Genomic DNA, 13,913 nt, shown 5'->3' with positions numbered 1-13,913 from the left:
TTAAACATGACGTATAGTGAAAAAATGTTGCAAGCTTTACATGAAGAAGATTTAGCAGAAGCGCAACTTAATTTAAATATTGCTTTAAAAGAAGATTCTGATGAAGTGTTAGTTGCACTGGGTGAGGAATTGCTTTCAATAGGATTTTTAGAAGAAGCGAAAGTAATCTTTGAACAGATGAAAGAACGCCAACCAAAAGAACTTTCTTATAACTTACCTTTAGCAGAGATTGCGATTGAAAATAATTTAATGGAAGATGCCTTTGAATTATTGGAAAGCATTCCGACTGATGATGAGTCTTATCCGCATGCTTTGATTATTACAGCAGACTTATATCAAGTCTTAGGAATTCCTGAAGTGAGCGAAGTAAAACTAAAAGAAGCTGCTGAAATTCTAAAAGGTGAGGAGTTAATTCAATTTGCATTAGCTGAATTGTATTTTTCAATGGATCGTTTTGAAGATGCTCGTCAAATTTACCAAGAGTTACTTCAGCAAAAGAGTGACTTTCCAGAAGTTTCCTTGACTGAACGGATTGGTTCTACATTGAGTATGCAAGGACAATTTGAAGAAGCGATTGTTTATTTTGAAAAAGCGTTAGAAGAAGAACAGACGGATGACCGCTTGTTCCAATTAGCCTTTGTTTATTTGCAATTATCAGAAAATGAGAAAGCCATTTATTATTTACAACAATTAAGAGCTTTAAATCCGCAATATCAAGCGGTTTACTTGTATTTAGCACAAGCTTTACAAGAAGAAGAGTTACTGGAAGAAGCACAAGCTGTCATTGAAGAAGGTTTAGAAATTAACCCTTACGAAGTGGACTTTTATCATTTTGCTTCAGAAAATAGCTATCGTTTGCATGAATTCACCAAGGCTGAAAATTTCTTAGTGAAAGCTTTGGAAACGGGCGAAAAAATTGATGATACTTTATTAACATTAAGTAATTTATACTTGAATGAAGGCATGTTTGAAGAAACAATTGATGCGCTTCAACGAATGGAAGAAATAGATAATCCATATGCACAATGGAACTTGGCTCATGCTTACAACGAATTGGAAGAATTTGAAGAAGCGGCAAGATATTATGAAGAGGCTAATGAAGCATTAAATCATGAACCAGATTTTATGAAAGAATATGGAATTTTCTTAAGAGAAGAAGGACGATTAGAAGAAGCCGCGGCATTGTTGAGCCATTATTTAGCCCATGAACCAGGGGATATGGAGGCTCAATCAATCCTAGATGACATTACAGAAAGATAGGTGAGAATAGTGGCGATGAATATCTTAGATAAGAAAAAATTTTTAAACTGGTTGGTATCCCATGAAACATTTGCAAGACGAGAAGTATCATGGATTTTAAATTATCTGTCTAATCATGAAACCATTCTTAAGAATGTTCATTTTATCGAACATTCTGAAAAAACACCAAGAGGGCTATGTATCCAAACTTCTAAAAATACTGGGGAACCGATGTCTTTATTTTTAGAAGGCAGTGTGTTTGTGGATAGTGATCAAATTTTTCATGAAATTCGTTTGAATTGGAAAAAACCGTTATATTTAGAATGTCGTTTTGAAAAATCATGGGAAAATCAGCTTTATTTATCTGTTTTAGAAGATAATCCTTTTTATCGTTGGAATGAAACAATGGATGAACAGATGCTACAACGAGTGGATGAATTTTTCAATCAGAAAAATCTAGAAGCACAAGTGGCTGAGTTGTATCAGAAGATCGATCAAGCTCTTGAAGCAGAAGATCAGGAAGCTTTTATTAAGTTATCTAATGAGGTCAATCAGTTACTAGGAAAAAATTCACTTCCAGTAGAATAAATAATTACCGTTTACAGTTATCTGTTTAATCCGTGGGCTACACTACAAAAAGACTGGATCGTTCCGAGCCGTTCTAAGCAAGAAGCTCTCGCAGTGAAGCGTGAATAGTAAAAATAAAAAAATAAATTGTGAACAAAGACTAGTGCTTATTAAGATTAGTGATTGTTCACTATTTTTTTTGAATTTGGAATGTTTGAATTTTTACTAAAAGCTTGTTAGAATTGTAATAGTTTATTTTTTGATTCAGTAAAATATGTCATCTAATTGTAAAAAAATATACATCAAAAAAGTAGCTAAATGAATAGAAATAGAAATATCTATCTGTTATGATGAAGAGCAGATTAGCTATTGGGAGGATGAAATGGAAAAACAAAATAATAAAAATTTTTTTCTAGTCCAAATTGGTGTAGTTATTATGGCTATTGTTGGCTATTTTTATATAATTGAAGAAACACAAATAGAAGAAAGAGAATCGACTTTCGTGGAGCGAAATAGTGAGATAGATGCAAAACTCGCAGAGCGAAAGAGTGAAACAACAAACAGTTCTGAAGTCAATCTTGCTGTTGAGTTCAAAGACGAATTTTTGGGGACTTTGGACATTTGGGGAATGAAAGAAATTGCAGAAACCGAAGAAACCAAAGAAACTGAAAAGATTGAAGAAGTTCAACAATTCCGACTAATTCAAGAAACAGAAGAAACAGTAGAGGATGAAGAACCGGACTTTATAGCTTTTGGAAAAGAAGCCAATGATTTTTTAGCACAAGAAAATTTTACGATGCCGTTATTTTTACAAAATGATCCAAAATGGGCGGACAAAACATATGGTACTGGAGAAGACGAAAATACCATGGCAATAAATGGGTGTGCGATTGTTTCATTAGCAATGATTTTATCTTATTGGCAAGAAGAAACAGTGACACCACTTGAAATTTTAGATTGGGCTGGAAACGATTATTTTGTGACTGGACAAGGAACATCATGGCAAATTTTTGAAGATTTTGCTCATGAATATGGTTTGAACTATTACGGACTATCCTCTTATTATGAGGCAAAAGAAGTGGTTAAATCTGGCAAACCGGTTGTGGTATCCGTTAGACCGGGAACTTTTACAGAAGTTGGTCATATTATGGTTTTAGAAATGAATGATCAAGGAGAAGTAGTTGTTTTTGATCCAAATGATGATCCTGAAAAAAATCATTATCAGGTAGAATTTGATGATGAGGTATTTATCGACGAATCTTTAGCTTTTTGGTCTTATGACCGTGGATAGATTGAAACATATAAAAATGGTAAGCAAACTCTATTGAGGAATGCTTACCATTTTTTGTTATATTAAAGGAGCTCTTTTCTTAGTGTTTCATCAGAGAAAGGGGATAGATATTTTGGTGCGATGTCTAACACAGTGTAAGCACCGTAATTCTTTTCGGATGCTAGACGAGCACAGGCACGTGCATAAGCAACAAGCACGCTTGCTGTAAATTCTGGATTACTTTCTAAATATAAATTGTATTCAATGACTTGTTTAGTACTTTCATGGGTTGTACCAGTATGCAAAACTGTCCCGCCATGAGGCATTGTTTTGTGATCACGATTTAATTCTTCTTGAGAAATAAAATGAACTTTGGTATCATAGTCAGCAAAATAATTTGGCATTGTCACAATTTCTTCTCGAATGTGATCAGCATTGGCATCTTCTTTTAATACCACAAAACATTCACGTAAGTGTTTGTCACGAGTGGTTAAGGTTAAATCTTCACCGGCTTTTAATCGTTCAATAATTTCTGTGTTGGGGATCGTATATTGTGTGGCATCAGCTACACCAGTGATGCGACGTAAAGCATCAGAGTGACCTTGACTGACACCTTTTCCCCAGAAAGTATAAGTTTCGCCCTGTGGTAAAATACTTTGAGCATATAGACGATTTAAGCTGAATAAACCCGGATCCCAACCTGTAGAAATAATTGAAACGGTGTTATTTTCTTTCGCGACATTATCAACAGTTGCAAAATGTTCAGGGATTTTTGCATGGGTATCGAAACTATCGACGGTATTAAACATATGTGTGAATTCGGGTGTTTGAATAGGTAAATCTGTAGCAGAACCACCGCACAAAATACAGACATCCAAATCTTCTTTGAAATCTGTTAAACGATCCATTGAGTATACGTTTGCGTTATCGGTAGTAACTGTTTCTGGAGATCTACGAGTAAATACTCCTACTAGTTCCATATCGGTTGTTTGTTTTAGGGCTCTTTCTACACCACGACCTAAATTCCCGTAACCGATAATTCCAACTCTAATCATTTGTGGACACATCCTTTTAATTGATACTTTAAATTATATCAGAAAAGCGAGTAACTTGTAATTTTAAACAGCAAATTGTTGATTAAATTAGAGTAGAAAAATACGTCAAAAATTCAACTGGAATTCTTGACGCGGCGACAACACAAGGCTGTCTTTTCTTTAAGTTGATGATTGACAAATGTAGCGAAGGGATTATAAAGGTAACTGTGAATGGTAACGAAACTTAGAAATAGCTAAAAGAAAATGATGAAAGTTACTAGACAATTTAAATCTCACATGTTATTATATACTAGTTGTTGCAAAATGGCGACCGTGGCGAAGTGGTTAACGCACCGGATTGTGGCTCCGGCACTCGTGGGTTCGATTCCCATCGGTCGCCCTTTGAAATTTAACCTTGGGGTATAGCCAAGCGGTAAGGCAAGGGACTTTGACTCCCTCATGCGTTGGTTCGAATCCAGCTACCCCAGTCTCAAAACAGTACTCAAACGAGTGCTGTTTTTTTGTTCGCAAAAAAGATAGCTGTTTTTATTCTCTTCAAAAATTATGATATAAAAAAAGATAGAACACCTAATGATGTGTCCTATCTTCTTTAAATATTTTTGTTATTTTAATAATAATTGATCATCTTTTAATTCAGACCCACTATTTTTTTGGAACATCTCCATTAATTGTGGAACGGTAAGTTTTTGTTTTTCTTCTCCTGAAATATCTACCACAATTTTTCCTTGATGCAACATAATTAAACGTGTACCGTATTTTATGGCATCCTCCATATCATGGGTAACCATAAATGCTGTAAGTTGATGCTCTTTAATTAATTGGTCTGTTAGTTGCATTACGGTAATAGAGGTTTTTGGATCTAAAGCAGCCGTATGTTCGTCCAATAAAATAAGCTCAGGACGCTCTAGGGTTGCCATTAAAAGGGTGATTGCCTGACGTTGACCACCGGATAACAAACCGATTTCAGCTGTTAAACGATTTTCTAAACCAAGATTTAAAGAAGCTAGTTGCTTTTTAAAGAAAGGACGATTTTTTACTTTAACGGCTAAGCCAAAGCCACGACTTTTTCCTCTTTTAAAAGCTAAAGCCAGATTTTCTTCTACTGTTAAGCGGACAGCTGTTCCTAATTTTGGATCTTGGAAAACACGACTGATTGACTTGGAACGCTTGATTACAGATTGACTCGTAACTTCTTTGCCATCAAGCAGAATGGTTCCTCTTTTAGTGGGAATAGCTCCAGCGATACTATTTAATAAGGTCGATTTTCCAGCGCCATTTCCACCAATAATTGTGACGAATTCTCCTGGTTGGATAGTTAGATCAATACCTTTTAATACGTGGTTTTCGTTAATGGTTCCTTCTTCAAAAACCTGATGTAATTCTTTGATTTCTAAAACTGGATTCATTTGCGAGCACCTCCATTTGGTCGTTTTTTACGTCCTAGTTTTCCAGTAAATTGAGGTAGTGAAAGACATAATACTAGGACAATAGCGGAAGCAATTTTTGCATCAGCAGGTTGTACATTAAATTCAAATACAACGGCTAAAATAAAGCGATAGATAATTGCCCCTAAGACAATGGTTAACAAGCGTGTCAATAAAGGTTGATTTCTAAAAAGTACTTCGGCAATAATAATAGAAGCAAGACCAATAACGATGGTTCCTACACCAGAGTTTAAGTCTGCAAAGCCATTATTCTGAGCAATCAATGCACCAGATAGTGAAATACAACCATTCGAAATCATGTAACCAATCATTTTCATATTGTCAGTATTGATCCCATTTGCTTCACTCATATCTAAGTTATCTCCAGTGGCACGAATCGCAAGTCCAATTTCTGTTCGGAAAAAAAGGAACAGTAAAGCGACAACGAATAAAACAACTAAACTTCCAATAATAATAGTGGCATTAATTTTACTGAAATTTTGATTTTGAAGCCAAGTGAAAATTGTTTTTTCTCCCAATAAAGCAATATTAGGTGCTTTCATTACACGGGAAGTAATAGAATAAAGTCCGGTCATAGTGATAATTCCGGCTAATAAAGCAGGAATTTTTAATTTTGTGTGTAAAAGACCAGAAATTAAACCAGAAAAAACCCCGCCAATAAATCCCAAAAGCGTTGCAGTAATTGGAGATAAACCACTTGTAATACTCATCGCTGCGATACCTGCGCCTAATGGAAAACTTCCTTCAGCGGTTAAGTCAGCAATATCTAAAATACGGTAAGTGATAAAGACACCAATTGCCAATAAAGCCCAGACAACTCCTTGAGAGGTAGCTGACTGTAAAATAATAAAAAAGTTATTTAATAATCCCATATTCATTCCTCAAATCTAACATAATGGATGAGAAGGGCTATGACATGATTATTATGTCGTAGCCCGCTCAATGTTATTTTATTCTGGTGCTGTAATACTAGCTGGATCAATTCCTAAAGCTTCTGCCATTTCTTCGTTGACAACTAATGATAAATCATGAGCTGTTTCAACAGACATTTCGCTTGGTGTAGCTTCACCATCTAAAATTTTAGCAGCCATTAAACCTGTTTGTTTTCCTAAAGAAGTGTAGTCAATCCCAAAAGTAGTTAAACCACCTGTTTCAACTTGTTCGATAGAACCAGCAACAACTGGTGTTTTTGTTTCTTTTGCGACTTCACCAACAACGGCAGCTGCATTTGCAAAAGTATTATCGGTCGGGATATAAATACCATCCACATCTTTGGCTAAACTTGTCGTTACTTGTTGGACGTCATTTGTAGTGTTGGCAGTTAAAACTTTGACTTCAACGCCAGCTGCTTCCAAAGCGGCTTGAGCTAAATCGGCTTGGATTTTAGAGTTCACTTCACCAGCATTATACATAATGCCAATAGTTTGAGGGTTATCAATGACACTCAATAACAAAGCAACTTGTTTTTCAATTGGTACCATATCCGTTGTTCCTGTGACATTTCTGCCAGGATTTTCATTTGACTCAACTAATTTAGCTTCCACTAAGTCAGTAACCGCTGTAACAACAATTGGAATTTCACTAGTTTCATTCGCTAGAGATTGAGCAGAAGGTGTTGCAATTCCCAATAACAAATCGGATTGATCTCTAACTAGTTTTTCACTCATACTTTTTAAATTATCTTGGTTGTTTTGAGCATTTTGATAATCAATTTCTAGATTTTCGCCTTCAACATAACCACCTTCAGCTAAACCTTCTTTAAAGCCTTCAAAAGCTGCATCTAATGAATCATGTTGAACAATTTGTAAGACACCGACTCTTTTTACATTCTCATCAGTATTACTTGAAGAACCTCCATTGCTACAAGCCGCTAGTGCTAAAAGACTCATTGCTAATAAACCACCAGTAATTATTTTCTTAATTTTCATTTTCTTCCCCCTAGGATGTTTTAAAATTTTGTTTACATTTATTTCGATAAAAAAATCCACTTAGACAAATGTCTAAATGGATGAAAGAACATTCTTAAAAAATTCAGCCATTTTAGGATTTGTCCATATGGCTAATTTAATACACAATAAACTGCTTTAGCCAAAATAGATAAGAATACATGGGTACTTGTATCCAAATCCTTGAATACAAGCCTATCTAAAATAGCTAAAGTAAACGTGATTCAATTGTGAATGTAATTGGTTATTCATATAAGATTCCCTCCACACTGAATTGCTTTCAGTATAAAAGAAAGTGGGTAGGAAAGTCAATTGAAAAATGGAAATTTTCTGAATTTTTTGAGATATGATACGTCTGTTCGCAAGCAAGAAAAAAACTTCCAGTTATTCTGTCCGAAAAAACCACTCATTGCAAGAGACCGCTTTGAGTCTCTAAGGAGTCTCATAGCTTTCGGCGTTCAAACACTTTGTAGAAAGTAGAAAATCACTCCTTTCAACAAAGTGTAATTCATCTTCATCTTTAACCTGCGATGAGTGATTTTTCTCCCAGAAAACTTCCAGTTTTTTCTAAGCATTACGAAAAGTGTTTAAACATTCTTCAAAAAATGAAGAAAACTTTTTGTCGTGTGGCAAAAGATGAATTACATTTAGTCAAAATCAAATTAGCAGTCTGGGAAATTCTTAAAAGGAAGCTTGGAGCGGTCTACTACAATGGTTATTTTTTGACCGGTCAACTGAAAGTCACTTTTACTCTTTGACTTATGAATACAAAAAAGCTCTCATAAGAGATAGCTTTTGTTGGCATCTTTTATGAAAGCTTGTGTGACGGAAGCTATTGAATTTCTTGGTAATAACGGACGGTTCCTTGGATTTTTTCAAGGCTAAATAATTGTTCATCATTAAAGACTTGATCGAGGCTTGTATCTAACTTGTCTTCAAAAATAGTCTCGTATTCAGTAATGGATAATTTTTTTCGTTGATCTAATAATTCGAGATGGATTTGTTTTTCTAACTGTTCTTGGTAACCAGCCACTAATGTACCGCTAAAGAATTCAGCCACGGCCCCGGAACCATAACTAAACAAACCGATTAAATCGCCAGTTTGTAAGCTAGAAGAATTTTCTAATAATGAAATCAGTCCTAAATAAAGTGATCCGGTATATAGATTTCCGACACGTTTACTGTAGACAATACTTTCTTCATATCTAGCTAAAATTCGTTGTTGCTCTGTTTCAGTTTCATTTTCTAAAATCGAAAGTAGCGCTTTTTTTCCCATTTTTGTATAAGGAATATGGAAGGCTAGTGCTTGATAATCTTTTAGGCTACGTTGGTGTCGACGAAGACTTTCTCCCCAAACTTTTTGGAAAGCATTAATGTAGGTTTCATTCGATAATGGTCCGTCAACTAAGGGATAATCGTGTCCAACTGGTCGCCAAAAGTCGTAGATGTCTTCTGTATACATGACACTATCATCATTAAATGCTAAAATCCGTGGATTGGTCGTAACTAACATGGCAACTGCTCCCACACCTTGGGTAGGTTCACCACCAGAATTTAAACCATAACGAGCGATGTCTGTGGCTACGACAAGGACACGACTTTCAGGATGTAAGGCAACATGGTTTTTAGCAAATTGTAAACCAGCAGTTCCTCCATAACAAGCTTCTTTTATCTCAAATGAGCGAGCGAAAGGTTGCACTCCTAATAAACGATGCAAAATAATGGATGTCGCTTTTGATTCATCAATGCCTGATTCAGTAGCAACAATAATCGTATCAATTTTTGCTAAATCCTCTTCATCAAGGATATGTTTTGCTGCATTAGCAGCAAAAGTGACGATATCTTGTGTTTTCGGATTCACTGCCATTTGGTCTTGTCCGATACCAATATGAAACTTATTAGGATCGACACCTCTAGCATTCGCTAAATCGGTCATATCAATAAAGTAAGGTGGAACAAAAAAACTGATTTTATCTATACCAACAGTCATAGTTAGTCTCCTTTAACGATAGTTTTACTCCCATAAAGATACCATAAATTTGTGAAATTTAGGGAAGAAAAGTAAGAGAATTTAAAGATTGTTAAAGAATCTTCTCAGAAAATTAGTTATAATAAAGAGAAAGTTCTTTTTTTGAAAGAAGAATGCTATAGTCAATTTGGAGGTGACGTAGTGGAAGAAGTTGTAATAATTGATGCTTTGAGAACCCCAATCGGTAAGTATCGAGGACAATTTGGACAAGTATCCGCAGTCGATTTGGGAACTAGTGTGACAAAAGCGTTATTAGCAAGAAATTCTGCGCTAGAGTCAGAAATAAAACAAGTCATTTTTGGGAATGTATTACAAGCTGGTAATGGTCAAAACCCAGCTCGTCAAATTGCTTTAAAAAGTGGTTTATCAAATGATGTTCCGGCTTCAACTATCAATGAAGTTTGTGGTTCAGGATTAAAGGCAATTGCTTTAGCAAGTCAGGCAATTCGTTTAGGAGAAGCTGAGGTTATTTTAGCTGGTGGAGTAGAAAGCATGAGCCAAGCACCAGTTATCGCTCAATATGACAAAGAAACCGATTCGTATTCTAATCCGAAACCAGTCATGATTCAAGATGGCTTAACTGATGCTTTCAGTGGCAAACATATGGGATTAACTGCTGAAAACGTAGCTGAACAATTTCAAATTTCCCGAGAGATGCAAGACGAATTTGCGTTGCAATCACAACTAAAAGCAGCTAAAGCACAAGAAGACGGTCTTTTTGATCAAGAAATTTTTGCTGTAGATGTAAATGGAGAATTGATTGACACAGACGAAGGAGTCCGAAAAGATACTTCAATAGAAAAATTAAGTACCTTACGTACAGTTTTTAAAGAAGCGGGAACGGTCACTGCAGGCAATGCCTCAACAATTAATGATGGAGCAGCTGGAGTATTATTGGCTTCAAAAAGTTTTGCTGAAGCACACGGACTTTCTTATTTGGCTGTCATTAAAGATATTACGGAAGTTGGAATTGATCCAAGTATTATGGGAATTTCTCCGATTAAAGCTATTCAACAATTAATTGAAAGAAATCATCTTTCAATTGAGGAGATTGATTTATTTGAAATTAATGAAGCTTTTGCCGTTTCCTCGATTGTTGTTCAAAAGGAACTCGGTTTAAATCCTGATAAAGTAAATATTTGTGGTGGCGGAATTTCCTTAGGTCATCCGATTGGTGCAAGTGGCACACGAATTGTCACCACAGCAGCTTATCAATTAGAGCGAATTAAGGGACGTTATGGTGTTGCTTCTTTATGTGTAGGTGGTGGTTTAGGTTTAGCCATCTTATTGGAAAGAAGTGAGTGACATGGGTAAAAAATTTTACGAATTAAGTCAAGAAGAGCGGTTAACGGAATTAGTTCATCAAGGAAAATTGACCCATGAGATGAAAACCGAATTGAAGAACATGAGTTTATCAAAAGAGATTGCCAATCATTTAATTGAAAATCAAATCAGTGAATTTTCCATTCCCTTGGGTGTGACTTTGAATTTTTCCATCAATCAAAAAAATTACGTGATTCCAATGGCAACGGAAGAACCTTCTGTGATTGCTGCTTGCAGTAATGGTGGGAAAATTGTCGCTTCTTCAGGAGGATTTACGACCGAAATGAGTGAAAAATTACTTCGCGGACAAATTGTATTTATGAATGTACAAGATGGGGAAGGATTGAAGCAAGCGATTTTGGAAAAAGAATCAGAAATTTTTGAAGTAGCGACAAAAGCATATCCCTCGATTGTCAAACGTGGTGGAGGAATCCGCAAACTAATTGTTCGAGACTTTCAGGAGGAACACTTTTTATCTGTCGACATTGTGATGGATACAAAAGATGCGATGGGAGCGAATATGATGAATACTGTTTTAGAAGGCGTTGCACAAGCCTTTCGAGAATGGTTTTCAGAAGTCGATATTTTGTTTAGTATTCTCAGCAATTATGCGACAGAATCAATTATTAAAGCAAGTTGTCGAATTAGTTTTGACTCATTTGGTAAAAACGGGCAATTCATTGCAGAAAAAATTGCAGCTGCTTCAACTTATGCTCAATTGGACCCTTATCGAGCAACGACACACAATAAAGGGATTATGAATGGGATAGAAGCGGTAATTTTAGCAACGGGAAATGACACTCGAGCTGCCTCAGCTGCGATTCATGCTTATGCAGCGAGAGATGGTCAATATCGAGGATTGAGCCAATGGCGGATTGTAGATCAACAATTAGAGGGAATTATTGAATTACCTTTAGCTTTAGGAATTGTCGGTGGTGCAACAAAAGTTTTGCCAAAAGCCCAAATTGCTTTAGAAATGTTACAAATCAAAAGTGCAAAAGAATTGGCAGAAGTGATTGCCTCCGTCGGTTTAGCACAAAACTTAGCTGCTTTAAGAGCACTTGTTTCTGAAGGCATTCAAAAAGGTCATATGTCCTTGCAAGCTCGATCTTTAGCTTTATCTGTAGGAGCAAGTGGTGAAGAAATTTCTTTGGTTACTGAAAAATTGAAACAGACAACTATGAATGAAGCAACCGCCAAAGAAATTTTAGCAGAACTGAGACGATGATAAACTAAATCCCCTATGAAATCTACCATGTTTGTGGATTTCATAGGGGATTTTGATTTGAAAAAATTACAAGCGATTAATAACCTCATCGACATTTTTAATTGTCACTGAAATTGTGCCATCAGGATTATTGATAAATTCAATTAAGTCGGTATTTCGGTAAACCTCTAAAGGAACAATCAATTCAATACCATTAGAAAGTTTTAGTTTTTGTTTGCCGTATTTTTTTTCAGAAATTTCTTTGACCTCTCTTAGCATCGGCGCTCGATCAACAAAACCTTTTTCTTTGACTTCTTCTTGAAAAGCCATTTGTGCGGTGATGTTGTCCTTAAATACTTTTTCAGCGACTTCTTTGGCATCAATTTGACCCGTTTCCTCGATTGTCTCAAAAACAGCTTCTTTTACATCTGCCACAACGTCGTAAGAAGGAGTCTCAAATTTTTGACCAATTTTTTCAGCTACTTTTTTGATAACTTTGACATTTTCTTCTAGTGAAGGAATTGGTTGAGATTCGATGACTTTGGTTGAAAAATAAAAATCTTTGTCTCCAGAAAAAGTGTATTTTTTTTCCATCAACTCATAGGTTAAACTTTCCAATTCAATAGCGATCCCTTCATCGGCTTTTTGTGTTTTTCCACCAAGAATTGCGCGATTAATAATTAGCTTGTTTTGAATGCCATTTTCGTCGGCTTCCACAAAATGGGTATATGCATCGGTGTAGATGACTTTAAGAAAGGCTACGTACATTTTTGTGTCCATTTCATAAAGAACGACAAAAACATCGGCACTAGGAGCATCTTCACTTTGATGATAAATATCATACCAGCGAGCAACTAAATGTTCACTAAATTGATTAAAATCTGAATCAGCTGTTTGTGTTAATTGAGCAACTTGAGAATCTTCGACTAAAAGCCCTGTTTTTGTTTGAGGGGTGGATAATTTTTGGATTTTTTTGGTTAAATAATCACGAATATACTCTGTAGTCAAATCTAGTTCTACTTGAGAATAAACGGGATCTCCTGATTCGCGGTCGATGATATGCATAATGGCACGTTTTAAATAAATATCCATGGATGTACTCCTTTAGATTTGTCATAATAATTATGTTTTCGATTCACAGTCGTCAAAAAACGATTGGACGGGTTATACTAAAAATTTGAGCTGAATGTAACGTTGATTCACGATTATTTTTATAATCCAATCGCTACACTACACAACGAATTCTGCTTTTGTCGCCACGTTAAGAATACAATGTGAACAGCTAATTGATTTACTGGGCGTGTGAAGCTTGAAAGCTCCAAGACTACAGGATTGGAGCGGTTCCGGGCTGACCTAAGAAAGCATCTCTCGTAGTGAAGCGTCAGGCTTGCCGTGAATAGTAACAGTGAATGGCAACATAATTTCCATTTCATAGTGTACAAGAAAAAACAATTTATCGAAAGTAAAAGATCAAAGTTGTCTTTAAAAAGCTGTCTTGATACACTTATTATAACGAAAATGATAGGAGAGATTTATTATGGACAGTCAAGAACGCTTAAATCATTTGCCAAAAGAAATTATCACTAGCTTTAGTTCTGATTTTGTTTATTTAGTATCTGGAGATCGGATTCAACATTTTCCAGCTAGAGAATGGGACACAGCAAAATACTTATCGATGCTTGAAGAAAAAGCTGGTGAATATGATTTAATGGAGTGGCAAGGAAACGTTGTTGCGATTGCTAATCATTCAGAGTTAATTGTTATTATGCCTAAATTTACGACAATTTCTCAATTGAAAGAGGATTACTTTTCATAGAATTCTAATTTTCAAC

Annotated in this window: 10 protein-coding genes, 2 tRNA genes and 1 pseudogene; 7 read left to right on the top strand and 6 right to left on the bottom strand. The window is 35.6% G+C overall.

Annotation, left to right across the window (positions count from 1 at the left end):
• The first annotated feature begins 6 nt into the window (after nt 1-6).
• The 3 genes from AC4BBX_RS04330 (at nt 7) to AC4BBX_RS04320 (ending at nt 3,097) form a co-directional block, all read left to right on the top strand.
• Nucleotides 7-1,260, top strand: coding sequence for a tetratricopeptide repeat protein (locus AC4BBX_RS04330; RefSeq protein ID WP_490455238.1), 1,254 nt, complete (start codon nt 7-9; stop codon nt 1,258-1,260).
• 9 nt (nt 1,261-1,269) lie between these two features.
• Nucleotides 1,270-1,827, top strand: coding sequence for a YpiB family protein (locus AC4BBX_RS04325; RefSeq protein WP_490455237.1), 558 nt, complete (start codon nt 1,270-1,272; stop codon nt 1,825-1,827).
• A 361-nt stretch (nt 1,828-2,188) separates the two neighbouring features.
• The gene (locus AC4BBX_RS04320) at nt 2,189-3,097 is read left to right on the top strand and encodes a C39 family peptidase (protein ID WP_490455236.1); all 909 of its coding nucleotides are present in this window, start codon (nt 2,189-2,191) and stop codon (nt 3,095-3,097) included.
• A gap of 62 nt (nt 3,098-3,159) precedes the next feature.
• Here the strand turns inward: AC4BBX_RS04320 and AC4BBX_RS04315 are convergent, their stop codons facing one another.
• On the bottom strand, nt 3,160-4,131 hold the full coding sequence (locus AC4BBX_RS04315) for a diaminopimelate dehydrogenase (protein WP_490455235.1): 972 nt from the start codon (nt 4,129-4,131) through the stop codon (nt 3,160-3,162).
• A gap of 306 nt (nt 4,132-4,437) precedes the next feature.
• Between AC4BBX_RS04315 and AC4BBX_RS04310 the strand changes: the two genes are divergently transcribed.
• Nucleotides 4,438-4,510, top strand: a tRNA-His gene (locus AC4BBX_RS04310).
• Between the two features lie 16 nt (nt 4,511-4,526).
• Nucleotides 4,527-4,598 (top strand) — tRNA-Gln (locus AC4BBX_RS04305).
• A 135-nt stretch (nt 4,599-4,733) separates the two neighbouring features.
• Here the strand turns inward: AC4BBX_RS04305 and AC4BBX_RS04300 are convergent.
• The 4 genes from AC4BBX_RS04300 to AC4BBX_RS04285 form a co-directional block, all read right to left on the bottom strand.
• On the bottom strand, nt 4,734-5,537 hold the full coding sequence (locus tag AC4BBX_RS04300; RefSeq protein ID WP_490455234.1) for an ABC transporter ATP-binding protein: 804 nt from the start codon (nt 5,535-5,537) through the stop codon (nt 4,734-4,736).
• Entirely contained in the window at nt 5,534-6,448 is a 915-nt protein-coding gene (locus tag AC4BBX_RS04295) for an ABC transporter permease (protein WP_490455233.1), read from the bottom strand. Before AC4BBX_RS04295 ends, AC4BBX_RS04300 begins: the two co-directional genes overlap by 4 nt.
• Before the next feature lie 78 nt (nt 6,449-6,526).
• Complete coding sequence (locus tag AC4BBX_RS04290) at nt 6,527-7,504, bottom strand: ABC transporter substrate-binding protein (RefSeq protein WP_490455232.1); 978 nt, start codon at nt 7,502-7,504, stop codon at nt 6,527-6,529.
• An 850-nt stretch (nt 7,505-8,354) separates the two neighbouring features.
• Nucleotides 8,355-9,512 (bottom strand): hydroxymethylglutaryl-CoA synthase, encoded by a 1,158-nt coding sequence (locus AC4BBX_RS04285; protein WP_490455231.1) that lies wholly within the window; start codon nt 9,510-9,512, stop codon nt 8,355-8,357.
• 180 nt (nt 9,513-9,692) lie between these two features.
• Here AC4BBX_RS04285 and AC4BBX_RS04280 point away from each other — a divergent pair.
• A pseudogene (locus AC4BBX_RS04280) lies at nt 9,693-12,102 on the top strand (hydroxymethylglutaryl-CoA reductase, degradative).
• Nucleotides 12,103-12,168: 66 nt separating this feature from the next.
• On the opposite strand, the gene AC4BBX_RS04275 reads toward AC4BBX_RS04280, so the two are convergent.
• Nucleotides 12,169-13,173, bottom strand: a complete 1,005-nt coding sequence (locus AC4BBX_RS04275; RefSeq protein WP_490455230.1) for a nucleoid-associated protein — start codon at nt 13,171-13,173, stop codon at nt 12,169-12,171.
• 445 nt (nt 13,174-13,618) lie between these two features.
• Here AC4BBX_RS04275 and AC4BBX_RS04270 point away from each other — a divergent pair, with 445 nt between their 5' ends.
• Nucleotides 13,619-13,897 carry a hypothetical protein gene (locus tag AC4BBX_RS04270; protein ID WP_490455229.1) on the top strand — a complete coding sequence of 93 codons (279 nt, stop codon included), beginning with the start codon at nt 13,619-13,621 and terminating at the stop codon, nt 13,895-13,897.
• Nucleotides 13,898-13,913: the final 16 nt, after the last annotated feature.

This window comes from Enterococcus sp. AMC1157, assembly GCF_058216555.1.
This window is presented reverse-complemented; position numbering and strand designations above follow the sequence as displayed.